This is a genomic window from Marinobacterium sp. MBR-109 (genome assembly GCF_040547565.1).
Taxonomy (GTDB): Bacteria; Pseudomonadota; Gammaproteobacteria; order Pseudomonadales; family Balneatricaceae; genus Marinobacterium.
In genome coordinates this window covers 154958-171665 of record NZ_JBEPPZ010000007.1, presented here as the reverse complement: position 1 = coordinate 171665, position 16708 = coordinate 154958, and the positions used below count along the sequence as shown (strand labels likewise).

General features: G+C 57.4%; 13 protein-coding genes. 1 reads left to right on the top strand and 12 read right to left on the bottom strand.

Translation table 11 applies throughout. The features are described from left to right. Nucleotides 1–7 precede the first annotated feature (7 nt). Nucleotides 8–691, bottom strand: a complete 684-nt coding sequence (locus ABIE60_RS11000; protein WP_354469453.1) for a PepSY-associated TM helix domain-containing protein — start codon at nucleotides 689–691, stop codon at nucleotides 8–10. 268 nt (nucleotides 692–959) lie between these two features. Here ABIE60_RS11000 and ABIE60_RS10995 point away from each other — a divergent pair, with 268 nt between their 5' ends. Then, complete coding sequence (locus ABIE60_RS10995) at nucleotides 960–3239, top strand: TonB-dependent receptor domain-containing protein (RefSeq protein ID WP_354469452.1); 2280 nt, start codon at nucleotides 960–962, stop codon at nucleotides 3237–3239. A gap of 62 nt (nucleotides 3240–3301) precedes the next feature. On the opposite strand, the gene ABIE60_RS10990 is transcribed toward ABIE60_RS10995, so the two are convergent. The 11 genes from ABIE60_RS10990 to ABIE60_RS10940 all read right to left on the bottom strand — a co-directional run bounded on the left by ABIE60_RS10990 (nucleotide 3302) and on the right by ABIE60_RS10940 (nucleotide 16703). Further along, on the bottom strand, nucleotides 3302–4681 hold the full coding sequence (locus ABIE60_RS10990; protein WP_354469451.1) for a sodium-dependent transporter: 1380 nt from the start codon (nucleotides 4679–4681) through the stop codon (nucleotides 3302–3304). A 61-nt stretch (nucleotides 4682–4742) separates the two neighbouring features. Further along, the gene (locus ABIE60_RS10985) at nucleotides 4743–5960 is read right to left on the bottom strand and encodes a tetratricopeptide repeat protein (RefSeq protein WP_354469450.1); all 1218 of its coding nucleotides are present in this window, start codon (nucleotides 5958–5960) and stop codon (nucleotides 4743–4745) included. Nucleotides 5961–5964: 4 nt separating this feature from the next. Beyond that, the gene (locus tag ABIE60_RS10980; protein ID WP_354469449.1) at nucleotides 5965–6621 is read right to left on the bottom strand and encodes an energy transducer TonB; all 657 of its coding nucleotides are present in this window, start codon (nucleotides 6619–6621) and stop codon (nucleotides 5965–5967) included. After that, nucleotides 6621–7034: an ExbD/TolR family protein gene (locus ABIE60_RS10975; protein WP_354469448.1), complete on the bottom strand. Its 414-nt coding sequence runs from the start codon at nucleotides 7032–7034 to the stop codon at nucleotides 6621–6623. Before ABIE60_RS10975 ends, ABIE60_RS10980 begins: the two co-directional genes overlap by 1 nt. Further along, nucleotides 7031–7528: a MotA/TolQ/ExbB proton channel family protein gene (locus ABIE60_RS10970; RefSeq protein ID WP_354469447.1), complete on the bottom strand. Its 498-nt coding sequence runs from the start codon at nucleotides 7526–7528 to the stop codon at nucleotides 7031–7033. Before ABIE60_RS10970 ends, ABIE60_RS10975 begins: the two co-directional genes overlap by 4 nt. Then, nucleotides 7518–8867 (bottom strand): MotA/TolQ/ExbB proton channel family protein, encoded by a 1350-nt coding sequence (locus ABIE60_RS10965; RefSeq protein WP_354469446.1) that lies wholly within the window; start codon nucleotides 8865–8867, stop codon nucleotides 7518–7520. Before ABIE60_RS10965 ends, ABIE60_RS10970 begins: the two co-directional genes overlap by 11 nt. After that, entirely contained in the window at nucleotides 8864–9631 is a 768-nt protein-coding gene (locus tag ABIE60_RS10960) for a DUF3450 domain-containing protein (protein ID WP_354469445.1), read from the bottom strand. Before ABIE60_RS10960 ends, ABIE60_RS10965 begins: the two co-directional genes overlap by 4 nt. A gap of 158 nt (nucleotides 9632–9789) precedes the next feature. Beyond that, the gene (locus ABIE60_RS10955) at nucleotides 9790–11892 is read right to left on the bottom strand and encodes a TonB-dependent siderophore receptor (RefSeq protein WP_354469444.1); all 2103 of its coding nucleotides are present in this window, start codon (nucleotides 11890–11892) and stop codon (nucleotides 9790–9792) included. A gap of 120 nt (nucleotides 11893–12012) precedes the next feature. Beyond that, on the bottom strand, nucleotides 12013–13839 hold the full coding sequence (locus ABIE60_RS10950) for an ABC transporter ATP-binding protein (protein WP_354469443.1): 1827 nt from the start codon (nucleotides 13837–13839) through the stop codon (nucleotides 12013–12015). A gap of 18 nt (nucleotides 13840–13857) precedes the next feature. Beyond that, on the bottom strand, nucleotides 13858–15816 hold the full coding sequence (fhuB, locus tag ABIE60_RS10945; RefSeq protein WP_354469442.1) for a Fe(3+)-hydroxamate ABC transporter permease FhuB: 1959 nt from the start codon (nucleotides 15814–15816) through the stop codon (nucleotides 13858–13860). Next, the gene (locus ABIE60_RS10940) at nucleotides 15813–16703 is read right to left on the bottom strand and encodes an ABC transporter substrate-binding protein (RefSeq protein ID WP_354469441.1); all 891 of its coding nucleotides are present in this window, start codon (nucleotides 16701–16703) and stop codon (nucleotides 15813–15815) included. The genes fhuB and ABIE60_RS10940 overlap by 4 nt, the downstream gene beginning before the upstream one ends. Between the last annotated feature and the right edge of the window lie 5 nt (nucleotides 16704–16708).

Here is a 16708-nt window from a genome sequence, read left to right as displayed (position 1 = left end):
CGCACGGTCAATGCACCAGCAATATGGCAAGCAGCAGCGGCACCATGACGCCCAGCCCCGTAATCGGCCAGACACTGATCCGCTCCCGCGCATGTAAATAGAGAACCCCAAGCCCCGTCAGGCAGAACACAATGCACAGCACGGCAAAGAGATCGATAAACCAGCTCCAGGCGGTGCCGGTGTTGCGGCCTTTGTGCAGATCATTGAGATAGGAGATCCAGCCGCGATCGGTGGACTCATACAGCAGCTCGCCGGATTCGAAATCCACGCTGAGCCAGGCATCACCGCCGGGACGCGGCAGCGATACGTAAAGTTCATAGTCGGACCATTCGGGCTGGGCGTTGCCCAGACCTATGCCCTCATCAGCCAGCCAGCGACGCAGGTCGTCGGGCAGATCTGCCGGAGAAGCTTCAGCCCGAGCTGACAGCAATTCAACCAGGTCGGACGGAAGCCGGGCCTCAACGGTCTCAACCACCGGCGTGGCCGGGATCTGCCCGGCGTGATTGAGGGTGATACCGGTGAACGCAAACAGCAGCATGCCAAACAGCGCCAGCGCGGAGCTGATCCAGTGCCAGGTCAGCAAACGGCGCAGCCAGCGACTGCGAGCCTGAACATCTTCACGCTCAGAAACAGTGCTGTGATCCGCTCCAGACTGACGGGCGTTCATCAGCTCATGTGTTGCCCCATTCATTACCACTACTCCATCACCGGCAGAGCGCAAAAGACTATAACAATTCTCAATCACCATCAACGAATGATAATGATTATCAGTGTAAAGTTTTGTATCCTGCCGCTGCTTTATGGAGGGAAACAGCAAGAACAAGACAAAAACAATCTAAATGATAATGATTCTTTTTATTGACGTGTTTATTTTTGGTTGCTAGATTCCCTCCCCACTGAACGCCTGAGTCAGGTTCGCTGTACCTAAAACCAATTAGAAATGAGAAAAGGATAGAGTCGTGAGGAAGCCACATTACCGCACCGCTGCAATCGCCTTGAGTGCCGCCATCTCTGCATCCCTTCATGCGGAAGAGGCTGTCAAACTGGACACTATGGTGATCAGTGCTGCCGGCATCGAGCAGAAATTGACCGATGCACCTGCCTCCATCACCGTGATTACCCGGGATGAGCTGGACAAGAAACCCTACATCACTCTGCTGGATGCAGTACGTGAAGTAGAGGGTGTGGATGTAGGTGAAACCACGGACAAAACAGGCCAGGGCGGCATCAGTATTCGTGGCATGGGCGCCGACTATACCCTGATCCTGATCGACGGTAAGCGTCAGAACAACGTGGGCGACATCTATCCGAACAACTTTGGCGGCAACCAGTTCAACCATATCCCGCCCAAGGAGATGATCGAGCGCATCGAAATCATCCGCGGCCCGGCCTCAACGCTGTATGGCGCCGATGCATTGGGTGGTGTCATCAACATCATTACCAAGCGCAACAGTACCGAGTGGCACGGGTCGGTTTCACACAGCCGTACTCACCAGAGCAATGATGATTTCGGCGATGACACCACAACCGACTTCGCCGTCAGTGGTCCGTTGGTCAAGGATAAGCTCAACATCGGCATTCGTGGCAGCCTGTATCAGCGTGATGCCTCAGAACCTCAATACACTGATGAAGCTGATCCCAATGGAAACCCGGTACCACGTGAGCTGGGCTATGGTGCTGGCGGTAAAACCACCGAGAACGAAAACCATAACCTGGGCATTCGACTGGACTTCAAGCCGGCTGATAATCAGAACCTGAGCTTTGATTACGAGATTTCCGAGCAAACCTACGACAACAAACCAACCGATGGCGCCAATCCTCTGGGCACCACTGACAGCGTTAACCGTCTGCCGCGTGCCGGCTATGCACTGGAGCAGCAGTTCAGCCGTGACCAGTTTTCCGTGCGTCATGAAGGCGACTGGGCCTTTGGCCACTCGGATATCACCCTGCATCACGTTGCCACCAGTAATGATGGCCGCACTCTGCCACTGACCGCAACTGAGCGACTCCAGTATGAGCAGATGGACAACAATGGAGCGACGGATGCCGAGATTGAAGCAGCCTTCCTACCCCGCCCCAAGCGTACATTGGAAACCCGCCAAACCACTCTGGATGTAAAACTGGACTCACAAATCGGTGATCATTGGCTGGTATATGGCGGTCAGTATATTGATGCCGAAATGGAAGACGGCACCTTCGGCATGAATGGCAGTGGCTTTTCCGACGGCAGCGTTCAGGAACACAAACAGTGGTCGCTTTTTGCTGAAGACAACTGGGGCTTGACCGATGCCTTCACACTGACCGGCGGCGCCCGTTATGACCATCACAATATTTTTGGCGGTCACATCAGCCCCCGCGTCTATGCCAACTGGAACTTGACCCCTGAGTGGACACTAAAAGGGGGCATCAGTACCGGTTACAAGGCACCAAAAGCCAGCGACCTGTATGATGGCATCACCGGCTTTGGTGGCCAGGGCACACGTCCTTTCCATGGCACCCCTGATCTTCAGCCTGAAACCAGCGTAAACAGCGAACTGGCGATCTACTACTCGCACCCGGATGGCCACAACTTCAACGCAACCGTGTTCTCCAACAAATTCAAGGACAAGATTGAACGTGGCGATGGTATTTATCACTGTGATGACCCGGCCGCTGACAGCAACAACTGCGCCGACCTGGCATCGGAGTGGAATCAGGTACTGGGTGATGACTACACCTTCAGTCAGCTGGTAAACATCGATAGCGCCAAAATAGATGGAATCGAGCTGGCCGGTAAATATCAGTTCACCCCCAAACTGTATCTGCGTGCCAACTACACCTATACCGATGCTCGCATCACCAGCGGTGCCAACGAAGGCCAGCCTCTGAGTGGAACCGCCAAGCACATGGCAAACGCAACGCTGAACTGGCAGGCAACGCCTCAATTCAGCACCTATCTGACAGCCGAGATGCGTTCGGAACGCTTCACTAGCACACCACGTGGCTGGCCGTCTGATGTGGATTATCCCGAGTTCTACAAGGACTACACCATCTTCCATCTGGGTGCGAGCTATAACGTGACCAAGAACTTCACCGTTAATGCCCGTATCAACAACCTGCTGGATGAAGACTTCACCACCTATCAGACCATCTTTACCACTGAAGATGGCGGTACAACCTGGGATCCGAACTACATCGACGACTACAACGTGAAAGCCAAATCACGCAACTTCTGGCTCTCCGCCAACTATCGCTTCTGATCGGAAGCGGTACACCCCTCATTCATTAGGCGCCCTTATGGGCGCCATTTTTGTTTACCGGGCTACAACGCAATCACCCCCACCGCCTGCAGAAAGATCACCACGATCACCACCGGGACCAGGTAACGCATCAACGGCAGCCAAAGTTGCCACAGCCCCCGGCGTCCCCCCAACTCTTCAGCGGTATGCTCCGGCTTCATCACCCAGGCCGTAAACAGTGCCATGCACAGGGCACCCAATGGCAGCATCCAGCCGGAGGTCAGATAATCAAGCGTCGCGAAAAAGGTCTTGCCCGCCAGGGTCCATTCGGCACCGATATTGAAGGAAAAGACCGTCCCAAGACTCAGCAGCCAGATACCTCCGCCGCCCAGCAGGCAGGCTTTGAGCCGCGACATTCCACGCTTCTCCGTCAGCCATGCGATGGCCGGTTCAATCAGCGAGAATGCCGAGGTCAGTGCCGCCACCGACAGCATAATGAAGAACAGCGTGCCGAACAGGGTACCAAAGGGCATCTGACCGAAAGCGATCGGCAGCGTGACAAAGATCAACCCCGGTCCACCCGCAGGCTCAAGCCCGTGTGCGAATACGATCGGAAAAATCGCCATGCCCGCCAGCAGCGCGGCCGCTGTATCCAGTATGGCGATAAGGATCGAGGTACGCACGATGGAGACCGATTTGGGCAGATAGGAGCCATATACCATCATGGCACCGCCGCCTATGCTCAGGGTAAAAAAGGCATGGCCCAGCGCCAGCAGAATGCCGGAAGCGGTCAGTTTGCTGAAATCAGGGTTGAACATGAACGCGGCCGCCTTCGCAAAATGACCACTGCTGGCCGCATAACCCACCAGAATCAACAGAAACAGGAACAGCAGCGGCATCAACAGATTGGCGGCCTTTTCCAGACCGCTGCGCACGCCGCGTCCGACGATGCCCAGCGTCAGTACCAATACCAGTGTACCCCAGCCGATCAATACCCACGGGTTGTGCAGATGAGCATCAAACCGCTGCCCGATCTCAGCTGGCTGCAACTGGGTAAAGACGCCACTGGCGGTCAACGGGATATACGCCAGTGCCCAGCCGGCTACCACCACATAGAAGCTGAGCAGCAGAAAACCGGTCAGCACGCCGAGGCGGCCAACGTTTTTCCACAGCGGACTGGCACCCGCCTCCTGTGCCAGAACCGCCATGGAGTTGACCGGGTTTTGCTGACCACGCCGACCGATCAGTACTTCGGCCATCAGCAGCGGCAGGCCCAACAGGGCAATACAGGCCAGATAAACCAGCACAAAGGCACCGCCGCCATTTTCACCGGCGATGTAGGGAAACTTCCAGATATTGCCCAGCCCGACCGCTGCACCAGCGGCTGCCAGTATAAACGCGAACCGGGTGGACCATTGCTGTGCGGGCATGCGCCCGGTAGAAGGTTTAGAAGTGTTGTTCATGACAGGATTCCGCTTGGATCAGCGAGATATCCTGCCACAAATGCGGCGCATTTTCTGCCGCTTAACTGCGGCCCTGCACCTGCTCCAGGTAGTTCAGCCAGCTTTTGGCCTGATCACGGGTACCGCTGTGAGCACTGGCACGCTCAAAGCTGGAGCGCGCCTGCTCATATTCGGCGCGGTTGATATCGGCGATACCTCGCAGCAGCAACAGATCAGCGGCATCCGGCTTGAGCGCAACCGCCTGATCAATGCTGCGTTTCATATCACTCCAGCGCTTGAGTTGCAGCTCCAGATAGGCTAACTGACGCCAAGTGTCATAATCCGGCTTGCGCTGAGCGATGCGCTGCAGAGTGTTGCGCCCCTGCTCATAGAGTTTCGCGTCCAGCTGTGCCTGTGCCAGTAGGCGCTGATGCTTGAGCGTATCGCGCACCTGGCCCGCCTGCAGGGACTGCTGCAGCACTTCGGCGGCACGCTGCGGTACGCCCTGCTGCATCATCAGCTGTACCAGCCAGATGTACTGCCGCTCTTTCTGCAGATGTCCGCCGATCCAGGCAGCACGGAGCGTAGCCAGAGCATCCGCATGACGTTCACGGATCTGATACACACTGGCCAGCTGCTCCCAGTACTGCGACTTCTGTGGATAACGTTCAATCAACAGCTCCAGTACAACTGTCGCACCCTGCCACTGTTTAAGCTGGAAGTGTGCCGCCAGCTGCAGGCGATACCAGTCTTCCGGCGCACGACCTTTTATTCTGATTGCTGTTTTGATGGGATCAATGACTTTTCGCCATTGTTCCTGCTGCGAATAGCCCTGTGCCAGTAACAGATGGTCATCGGCGCGAATCTCCTTGTCTGCCATCCCGGCCGTATTCACCAACTGCATCCAGTGCTCCAGAGACGCGGTACCCTTCTTCCATTGGTCCAGTGTTAACTGCAGTTGAGCCACCGTGTGCAGCAGCCGGCGCTGGTCCTGCTCGGTCAGTGCGCTCAGCTCCCAGGCTGCCTGAAACTGCTTCAGCGCCTCAGCCTCACGTTTCTGCTGCAGTGCCAGATTGCCGCGAAACTGGTGCATATAGGCTTTGCCGGGCGGGCTCAGATCCTGCTGCGCCAGTTTGTCCAGCACCTCGGCTGCCTTGGAGTACTGCTCTTGTGCCATTGCCTGTTGCGCTGCATTCAGCTGCTGCAGCACAAAAGGAGATATGTTCACCGTTTCGGCCCGGACAGTACCGGTCAAACTCAGTAATAACAGTAACGGCAACAGAATGATCGTGCGCTTCATGCGATTACTCCAACTTGAATTCCAGACGCTGACGGGTTCTGAACGGCACGGCATGCCCCCCTTCGGTCAGCGGGTTGAAGCGCCAGCGCAACAGGGCGCGCTCAACGGCACTGTCAAACATGCCCGGTGGTGAAGACTCGACAATTTCAAACGAATCAGCCACCACATGCCCTGACCGATCAACGGTAAACTCGGCAACCACGAACCCTTCTATCCGGCGCGTCAGTGCGCGGCGAGGATACTGCGGATTCATCCGCGTAACGGGTGTGGCATTGAGGTTCATGCTGATACCCGGCGAAGGCGCCGGGGCCGCAACTGCCTGGGCGGCCGACAGATTTGCAGCGGCATTGATGCGGATGTTCATATCCAGATTGGGCGTTGGCATATCCAGCGCAAGCGTTGGCATATCAACCGCCGCCGTCTGCTGCATGGCGGGTGGCTGTGGCGTATCCGGCTGTTGTATCACCGGCTCTGGCGGCGGTAGCGACTCGCGCTGACGCAGTTGTATCTCAGAATCCAGCTTCAGCCGATGCAAATTGATGCTGGCATGATCGGTTACCATTGGCGGCTCTGATCGTCCGATACCGGCCAAATGCGCCATCAACACAAACAGCAACAGGCTGACCAGCGCAGCCGCCGGCACAAACAGCAGCGCTCGCATCAGCCCTTGCCCTCGCGGGTAGCGACTGCGACCTGCTCAACGCCAGACAGTTTTACCTGGTCCATCACCTGTACCAGTAGCCCGGTTTTGGCGTCCTTGTCCGCCTGAATCATCACGCCCAGGTCGGGCTGCTCCACCTTGAGCCGCTCCAGGGTGGGACGAATCATGCGGATATCCACCAGTTGGCGATCCAGCCAAACCTCATCCTGCGCCGTAATGGCCAGCATCACGCCCTGGCTCTCCTGCACTTCCGAGGTATCTGACACCGGGCGTTCAATCTCAACCCCGGCCTCGCGCACAAAGCTGGTCGATACAATAAAGAAAATCAGCATGATGAAAACAATGTCCAGCATCGGCGTCATGTCGATTTCGGCATCGTTTTCCATCATATCCAGATTGAGTCGTTGCCTCATCCTCTGGCTCCTGTGATATCAAGACGGGTACGTTGCAGCTGGCTCCAGCGAGCCAGACGGTTCCACAGCAGCAAACCGCTTACAGCCATCACCATCCCCGCCAGAGTTGGCAGTGTGGCGCGGGCCACCCCGGCAGCCATGAGGCGCGGGTTGCCGGTACCGTTCAGTGCCAGCGTGTCGAACAGGTGAATCATGCCGGTCACGGTTCCCAACAGACCGATTAACGGACAAAGGGCTATCAGAGTGCGGATCAGCGGCAACGCTCCCTGCAGGTCCAGCAGCAGATCCGCTCGCTGCAGACGGCGCTGCGCACCGGCTTTTTGTTGACGATAGACTCGAATGCGGCGCGGGAAGTCTATCCAGCGAAACCAGAGCCGCTCCAGCAGCAGTGTCCAAAGCAGCAGGCTGACCAGCAACAGCGACCAGAGCACTGGACCACCGGCCTTGAAAAAGCCCTCCAGTGCGGCCTGATACTGGGACAGATCAGGCAGCATGGCGCGACTCTTCCGCATCACTCTGTCGTTCACGCTGGGCCGCCAACAACGCGAGTCCTTTCTGTTGCAGCAGTTGCAGCAGGCGACGGCTACGTGCAGCCAGCAGGCTGTGACAGAACAGCAGCGGAATCGCCACACACAGCCCCAGCACCGTAGTCATCAAGGCCTGGGAAATGCCGCCCGCCATCAGTTTGGGGTCGCCGGTTCCAAACAGCGTGATGCTCTGGAAGGTACCGATCATGCCGGTCACGGTACCCAGCAGCCCCAGCAGCGGGGCCACGGCCGCAACCAGCTTGAGAAGTGTCAGCCCCCGTTCGAGAAGAGGGGCTTCCTTCAGCAGGGCTTCGTCTACCCGCAGCTCGGTTTCATCGGTCGTACGGCCCGCTTCACCTGCGCGCATTACACGACCCAGCGGGTTATTACTCTGCGCCTGCTGCGGCTGACGCAACTGGTTACGCACACTCAGTTCAATCGCGACGGTTGTAATCAGTTTCCAGAGCGCAACCAGCAGGCCTATGCCACCAAGAGACAGAATGATGTAGCCCACCAGTCCACCCTGTGCAATCCGCTCTGTGAGATTGGGGGTTTGGGCCAGCAAAGCCAGCAGATTGCCCCGACTCGGGTCCACCACTACCGCATTGCCATCGCCCCGGACAAAGCCCCGGGCCTGAGAGGTGACACTTCCGGCAGGCTGAACAGGCAACTGCTGCAGTACAGTGCCGGTGTAGTTTAGATACTGGCCGTCGGCATCAATTGCGGTAAAGGGACCAATCCGCAGTATGTCTGCATCCAGCCGCTTGCCATCCGGGGTTATCACCGGTGCATTAAAGCGTGCCACTTCGCCGGTAGCCGTCATCTCCTGCTGCAGCAGGAACCATAACCCTTCCAGTTCAGCCAGGGTCGGAATGCGCTTGCGCTCAGCAAATGCCAGCAATTCGGATCGCTGCGGGTACTGGGCCGTAATCATGGAATCAGTCACAAGACCTCGCAGCTCCTGTGCCTGTTGCTTGACCACACCGAACACTTCACCCAACTGACCACTGCGGGCGCGCAGCGCTTCGCCCTGTTCAGTCAACGCATCCTCGTTGGCTTGAAACGAGGCTTTCAGGGTTTCCTGTTCATTCTCGGCAGCGGCCAGGCGAGCTTTTGCCTGTTGCAGCAGCATCTGTTGGCGCGCATGATCTCCTCGAAACTCATCCAGTCGCTCCGCATCACGGACACGGTCTTCGTTTACGTCCGTGCGTATCTGCTGCAGCAGTTGTTGCAACTCATTGGCATGAACCGGGACCGTCAGCGTGCAGGACAGGGCAACCAGTATCGATTTCAACAGATTTCTCACAGTGCCTCTCCTGTCAGCTCAAGCGGCAACTCCAGCAGCTCGGGCACCGACTGCTGCCGCGCCACACTGATTCCCTTTCGGATCGACCAGTTAAACTGATCATCCAGTGTTTCCCAACCGCCCTGCTCACGACTCCAGCGACCGCTTTCTTCACCGTCCAGCGTTTGATAATACAAACCGACCCGACCCAGTCTTAAGAAGGTCACTTCACGATCGGATTCCTGCTGTTCCAGCGTGCCACTCCAGGCCTCAAGGGTGCGACCATACTCGGCCTCGATCTGGTAGGCTTCCAGAATCTGACGGTATTTTTCTGCAAGACTCACATCGGCCCGATCAAGCAAACGCGCCAGACGCTCGACCCGCTGCTCTCGCTCTTGTGGCAGAAACGGCATATCAGATGCTACAAACTGCTCCAGCATCGCCTGCATCCGAACCAGTAACGGCAGTGTCGCCTGCTCAGTTTCGGCCAGGGACGCAAGCTGAGTCTCAATATCGGCCAGCTCGCGAGCCTGGTCTTCAATCATGCGTGACAGCTGACGATTATAGGCTTCCACCAGATCAGCCTGACGCAGTACCGCACTGTACTCTTCGTAGTTTTCCCGAGTCTGGCTATCCAGCTGGTTGATACTGCGTTGTACTTCAGCCCCTTCGCGATGGCTCTGTTGCAGCGTCTTCTGTGTCTGGTCAAGCGGCCCGGCCTGGACCAGCAGCGACACCGAACAGCCAAGAGCAAACAGAGCAGCCTTACTGTATATGGTCTGCATGACTAACCCAATATGTAATTTTAATGAAAACGATTCGCATTATTTAGTCTGTTGTCATGAAATGCAACCCTGAATTGGTATCAGGGATGATGTCACTTCGACCAAAACGGAAAGTATTACGACCGGAGGCCCCGTCAAGGGCGGGGCCATTGGAAATATCAGTATTTCCAGCCAAGCGTCAGCATGGCGTTGCGTGGGGCACCATAATAGGCTTGAGCCCAGCGGACGCTGTTGATGTACTTCTCGTCTGTCACATTGTTGATATTCAACGTAGCGGTCAGGTTCTTGTCGATACGGTAGCTGGCCATCAGATCAACCAGGGTATAGGCATCCTGAGTCGCTACCGCACTGGACACCTCGTCCTGCCAGCGCACACTGCCGCCCACCTTCAGCTGAGGCATTGAGGGGATGCGATAGGTGGTTGCCAGCTTGAGCATGTGGCGAGGGGTTTCTGTTTTGGTGCGGTTGCCATCGGCGTCTTCGATGTCGACATACGCATAGCCGGCGTTTGCCTGCCAGCCGGGCATCAGCTCACCGGAAAGGTCAGCCTCGAATCCTTTGCTGCTAACGCCATCGACACCACGGTAATAGCTTTGCCCATCGCCAAAGGTTCCTGCCAGTTCGGGCACATTTTCCTGCTCGGAGCGGAAAATTGACACCGAGCCGTAGGCACGCCCTCCAAACAGATCCGCTTTGATGCCGGTTTCGTAGGTCGTGCCAGTAAGGGGATCAAGCAGACTGCGGTTTTCGTCCTGCTCTTCCTGCGCTTCAAAAATTTCGGTATAGCTGGCATACCAGGTATAAGTGTCATTCAGTGCATAGGTCAGACCCGCATACGGCACCAGCTCCAGGTCATATTCCGTATCGCGGCTGCTGCCATAACTGGAGCCTTCGCTTTCAAGGGTCACGGCTTTCAGGCCGGCCAGCAGGTGCAGATTGTCAGTCAGGCTGAAGCGCCCCGTGGTATAGGCACTGCTTTGTTTGTGTACCCACTCACTGCCATCGACAGCGGCATCGAACGCGGGTTCAGGATAGCTGCCATCAAACGCACCCGTTGCACTCAAATCAGTACCAATACCCTGGCCATAGTTGGACTCATCCCATATCTCTGATTTAAACCACTGGGCCCCCACAATCAGCTCATGCTCACGTCCGCCCAGCTCGAAAGGGCCGGAAGCGTGGAGATCGGCAACCCACTGCTCGGTTTCCATATCATATCGGCTCGGATAGGCCTTGAGACCAAGGCCCGTATCAGGATCGGGCGTACCATAAACATAAAACAGCTTACTGTCCGATTCTGTTTCGGTGTGGGTCAGTCGTGCTGTTGCGGTCCATCCATTGGCCAGCGTTTCACGCAACTCGGCAAAGGTGTTGAGCGTCTGGTTATTCCAGTAGGACCAATCAGCGGAGGTGCTGGTGGATACGTCATAGTCGGTCGGCGTGCCGTCGGTGAACTGCATCGGCAGGGCACCCCACAGCGGACTGTCCGAATCATCCTGCTGCCGGCTGTGCCCCAGGGTCAGCAGGGTGGTCTCACTCAGATCGGCTTCCAGCACGCCATAGAACAGGTCACGCTGTTTCTCATAGCGATCCAGATAGGATTTTCCATCCTCAAGGGCAATGACTCCTCGCCCCCGTACTGTGCCGGCATCATTGATCGCACCTGACAGGTCACCCTGCATGCGATAACGTTCCCATGAACCAGCGCTGATATTGCCGGATGCCTGCGTTTCTCGCGTCGGACGCTTGCGCACCAGGTTGACCGTTGCAGAAGGATTGCCACTGCCGGACATAAGACCATTGGCACCACGCAAGACCTCTACCCGGTCATACAGGGCCGTATCCAGATCACCCATCTGGTTGCCGTATACCGCAGGTACGCCCAACCCATCGAGCTGAAAGTTGGTGATATCAAAACCGCGTGCCGTGTAGTAGGTGCGATCGGTTTCCACGCGCTCCACATTCACGCCCGGCGTAATGGCCAGTACATCGTTGAGATTATCGAGACCGAAGTCATCCATCTGCTGACGATTGACACTGGTCAGCGCCTGGGGCGTTTCAAGTGGTGTCAGAGCCAGCCCCGTCGCGCTGCGCGTGGCCGGTGCCTGATAGGTTTCACTGTTTTCAGTGGAGGCGCTGCCTCTGATTTCGACCACTTCCTGATCAATAGCAGCCTCGGCTGCAGTGGCGGGTTGAGTCATGGTGTAGGTGGACAGGGCCATCACCACGGCGAGGTGAAGCGGGCTGGGTTTTAGCTGCATGTTACATTGCTCTCTGAAAGTAAGATGATGATTTTCAGCATCCGTGCCTGTAACGTGCGATTAATCTAAACGATAATGCTTTTTATTTAAATAAGCATTTGTAACTATTTGGCTATATTTTTATTCCCCGAGGAAACCGCCACTCTGCCGCCGCCACAACCAGGCATAGCGGCCCCCAAGGGCCAGCAATTCATGATGGCTGCCCTGCTCGACCACCCGCCCGGCCTCAAGCACAATAAGGCGATCCATGGCGGCGATGGTGGATAATCGGTGCGCAATAGCGATTACCGTCTTACCCGCCATCAGTTGCGCCAGATTCTCCTGAATGGCCGCTTCCACCTCGGAGTCAAGTGCCGAGGTCGCTTCATCCAGCACCAGAACCGGCGCATTCTTCAGCAACACACGGGCAATGGCGATGCGCTGTCGCTGCCCACCCGAAAGCTTGACGCCTCGCTCACCCACATGGGCATCGTAGCCGTGTCGCCCGTTGGCATCCTGCAATTGCGGGATGAACTGATCCGCATGCGCCATTCGCACCGCCGCCTGCATCTCGGCTTCGGTTGCATCCGGTCGGCCATAGAGGAGGTTTTCGCGAATCGACCGGTGCAAAAGAGACGTATCCTGACTGACCACCCCAATGGCGGCTCTGAGACTGTCCTGGGTCACCTCGCGAATGGGCTGGTCATCAATCCGAATCTCGCCCTGATCGGTGTCATACAGCCGCAGCAGCAAACTGACCAGAGTGGATTTGCCCGCTCCCGAACTGCCGACAACACCGACCTTTTCACCCGCCTTTATGCTCAATGACAGGTCCTTGATCACAGGCCGGCCCGGCTCATAGCCAAACCGGATCGCGTCGAAATCGATATTGCCATTGACGATGCGCAACGGCTTTGCATCCGGTTTGTCTACCAACGCATGCGGCTGAGCAAGTGTGCCCTGACCATCCTGTACCGTGCCGATATTACGAAACAGGGCCGCAATCTCCCACATGATGAACTGGGACAGACTTTTCAGGCGCAGCGTCAGCGAGACCGCGATAGTGATTGCTCCCGCCGTGACACTGCCATCCTGCCAGAGCAGGATAGACAGGGCGGCCGTGGAAAAGATCAGCAATGCGTTCAGCATCCAGAGGGCAATATTGAGCCCGGTAATCCTGCGCATCAGCGGATACACCGTATCCAGAAAACCCTGCATGCTGCGGCGCGCATACTCATGTTCGCGCTCGGAATGGGCAAACAGTTTCAGCGTATGAAAATTGGTATAGCTGTCGACGATTCGCCCGGTCATTTCAGACTGTGCATCTGCCTGCAGGCTCGCATGCCGCTTCAGCCTCGGCACCTGCACAAAAAGCAGAAACAGATAACACGCCACCCACGCCAGAAGCGGCATCGACAGGCGCCAGTCGGCGGATATGATCAATGCGGTCATGCCGGACAGGTAGACCAATACATAAAGCAACACATCCAAAAGCTTCATGACGGTTTCCCGCAGCGACTCGGATGTTTGCATTACCTTGGTCGCCAGTCGGCCGGCGAACTCGTTCTGATAGAAGCGATGACTCTGACCCAGCAGGTATCGATGGGCATTCCAGCGAATCGCGGCACTCATGTTGATAAACAGCGACTGGTGAAACAGCATGGAGTGAGCGACCACCGCCAATGGCATAACCACCAGGACCAGCAGTGTCATGCCCCAGAGCCTTACACCTTCCTGCGCAAACAGCTCGCTTGGTTCACGACTGCCCAGCCAGTCCACCAGATTGCCCAGAAAGCCAAACATCGCGACCTCGATGCTGGCAACCACCAGCGTCATGACACCCAGCAGCAGCAGCGCCTTTTCATAGCCACGGCAATAGAAGCGAAAGAAGGCCCACAACCCCTGAGGTGGTTGCTCTATAGGGCGCTCGGGGAAGGCCTGCGTCAGACGCTCAAAAAACGTAAACATGGGAAATCTCCAGAGTAATCAGCGCAGACGGCGGCGTGCCAGCAGCCAGACGAAGTAACTGCCGCCCACCACCGAGGCGAGCAGTCCGGCAGGAATCTGTTGTGGCCAGATCAGAATGCGTCCAAACCAGTCTGCCAACAGCATCAACACCAGCCCCAGAGCAGCGGCGACCAGCAATTGGGGAACCGCACGCCGCGCGCCCAGCATACTGGCCATATGAGGTGCCAACAGTCCGACAAAGGCGATCGGACCCAGCATTGAGGTAATCAACGCCGTCATCAGGGCAACCAACAACAGCAATAAAATACGTGCACGTGACCGGTCCAGGCCGCGCCCGGCGGCAAAGTCATCACCAATGGCGATCAATGTCAGGGCGCGTCGAGCCAGCACCGCGAGCAGAATACCCAGCAAGGCTCCTGCCGCAAGTAATACGGATTGAGATGAAGAAATACGGTAGGTCGAACCGGCCAGCCAGCCCAGAATCGCCGTGGTATCTTCCGTACCACGCGCCAGCGAGAACTGCACCACTGCATCCAACAGCGCCGCCAGCGAAATGCCGGTCAGGGCCATCATGCCGGGCGCGTAGTCATGGCGCCGCCCGAGCAACAGCAACAGGGCCAGTACCGCGAGACTGCCGCCAAAGGCCACCAGCGGCCCCGCCTCGCGGATCGAGCCACCAAACAGTACGACACTCATAACCAGGGCCAGTGTTGCCCCGGCGGAAAGTCCCAGAATATCCGGACTGGCCAGCGGATTCCGAATCAGGCGCTGCAGCACGACACCCGCCACAGCCAGACCGGCGCCGGCACTGGCAGCCGCCAGCACCCGAGGCCAGCGCAGTGAAAGCACCAGCTCGTCAGGCCAGCTCCATTGCCAACCCTCGGCAGTTGGCGCCAGCGTCAACGACAGACACGCCAGCATCACTGCCGTCAGCATCAGCAGCCCGGCTGTCAGCGGATGCAATTGCTGCCGCCCTTCGGGTAACTGACGCCCGGCATCACCACCGCCAAGGCGGTTACGCGCCAGCCAGATCAAGGCAGGTGCACCAATCAGAGCTGCGGCAGCGCCGCTGGGCACCAGATTCGACGACCATTGACTGAACAGCAACGCCAGTGCATCCGTGGCAAGCAACAGCAGTGCTCCCAGCAGCAGGCTGAATGCCATTTCGTCTCGTGCACTTCGACTGCCCAGCATGCGTGCCAGATTAGGCGTCAACAGGCCAATGAATCCGATCAGCCCAACCGCTGTGATACTGACCGACGTTAACCAGAGCGAGACCAGGATCAGCACCAGCATCACCGGCAGCAGATTCATGCCTCGCCCCTGAGCAGCCGTATCCCCAAGACGCAGCAGTGTCAGCGGCCTGGCGGCAAGCAACAACAGCACAGGGATGGGCCAAAGCCTTGGCAGCAGCCATTCCACCCAGCCCCAATCCGTTTGGGCCAGATCCCCCGCCCCCCAGATGAACAGATTGCGCGCATACTGATCGTTCAGCAGCACCAGTCCCGATGCGATGGCACCCAACAGCAGATTGACCGCCATGCCGGCCAGCACCACCGGCAAGCCACGCAGGCCGGTACGTCCTGCTATCAGCACAACCAGCACCACCGCCAGCATGGCACCGGCGATGGCGGCCCAGCTGCCCCACAAAGCCGCCAAAGTGGGTGATATCAGCGTAATAACGACCAGTCCCAACCATGCCCCAGACGCCGCGCCCAGCGTCATGGGAGATACCAGCGGGTTTTGCAGGAGCTGTTGCAGCACGCTGCCGGTCAACCCCATGACAGCACCGACCAGCAGCGCCATTACCACACGCGGCAGCGACGAAAACCAGTACTGATAGCCGGCAAAATCGGTCGGGGTATCACCCAGCAACAGCCGCCATTGCGCTGCAGCCGTCAGAGGCGTTTCGATTTGCAGGTGCAGTCCAGCGATGATCAGCAGCAACATGCCGCACAAGGTGTAGCGTTGTATCAAGGCTGGATCTCCAGCAGGGCATCGGTAATGGCCTCAGCCAAATGCTGGATTGACAGCGCACCACCATAGGTCCAGACCGGCTTGACCGGGGCCAGACGCTTGTTCTGTACAAAGGGCATGAACTGCCAGAGCGGCATATTGAACAGCTGATCACGTTTGGGGAAAGGCTCGATATAGAGCAGAATCCCATCACCCACGGCCGCCAGATCCGTCACCTGTTTTTGCACCTGCCCCCAAGTGGTCACCGGCTGAGGCAATGCATTTTCAAGGCCAAGGGCATCCAGCGCAGCTTCAACCATTGAATTGGCGCCATATACGCGGGCATGCGTCGCATCACCCAGTCGCACCACGGCCACCTTCGGCATGATGCCGCCAAAGTGATCCTGTACCTGTGCCGCCAGCTCGCTCAGGCGGCGATCACGCTGTTTTAACCGGTTATGCGCCAGCGGCTCGCGCTCCAACACCTTTGCCAGCGTCAGGAAAGATTCTTCTACCGCTGCCACATTATTATGGTCGGCTCGGTAGTTATCGAAATAAAGCACCGGTGCGATGGACTCCAGCTTCTCCAGCAATCCGCGCTGTTGAGAACCGATAATGATCAGATCGGGCTTGAGCGATACCAGCAACTCCAGGCTCGGCTCATCACGACGCCCTACATCCACAATACCTTCAGGCAAGGCCGGCCGGGCGACCCAGTCTCGGTAGCCACGAATATCGGCCACGCCTACGGGGGTTACACCCAGCTCAATCAGCTCCTCCGTTGCCCCCCAGTTCAGTGCCACTACACGTTGGGGTGATTGGTCAAACGGCTGCACACCTCGGCTGTCATGCACTTCTATTGCGAGAGCGGTTTTAATGCTCAGCAGAACCAACAGCAGTCCGGTCATGAGCG

What these genes read in the sequence shown, in the direction of transcription:
- ABIE60_RS10970 (WP_354469447.1), bottom strand. Translation starts at nt 7,528, where the DNA reads ATGCTGCCTGATCTGTCCCAGTATCAGGCCGCACTGGAGGGCTTTTTC.
- ABIE60_RS10960 (WP_354469445.1), bottom strand. Translation starts at nt 9,631, where the DNA reads ATGCAGACCATATACAGTAAGGCTGCTCTGTTTGCTCTTGGCTGTTCG.
- ABIE60_RS10985 (WP_354469450.1), bottom strand. Translation starts at nt 5,960, where the DNA reads ATGAAGCGCACGATCATTCTGTTGCCGTTACTGTTATTACTGAGTTTG.
- ABIE60_RS10940 (WP_354469441.1), bottom strand. Translation starts at nt 16,703, where the DNA reads ATGACCGGACTGCTGTTGGTTCTGCTGAGCATTAAAACCGCTCTCGCA.
- ABIE60_RS10980 (WP_354469449.1), bottom strand. Translation starts at nt 6,621, where the DNA reads ATGCGAGCGCTGCTGTTTGTGCCGGCGGCTGCGCTGGTCAGCCTGTTG.
- ABIE60_RS10950 (WP_354469443.1), bottom strand. Translation starts at nt 13,839, where the DNA reads ATGTTTACGTTTTTTGAGCGTCTGACGCAGGCCTTCCCCGAGCGCCCT.
- ABIE60_RS11000 (WP_354469453.1), bottom strand. Translation starts at nt 691, where the DNA reads ATGAATGGGGCAACACATGAGCTGATGAACGCCCGTCAGTCTGGAGCG.
- ABIE60_RS10990 (WP_354469451.1), bottom strand. Translation starts at nt 4,681, where the DNA reads ATGAACAACACTTCTAAACCTTCTACCGGGCGCATGCCCGCACAGCAA.
- ABIE60_RS10975 (WP_354469448.1), bottom strand. Translation starts at nt 7,034, where the DNA reads ATGAGGCAACGACTCAATCTGGATATGATGGAAAACGATGCCGAAATC.
- ABIE60_RS10955 (WP_354469444.1), bottom strand. Translation starts at nt 11,892, where the DNA reads ATGCAGCTAAAACCCAGCCCGCTTCACCTCGCCGTGGTGATGGCCCTG.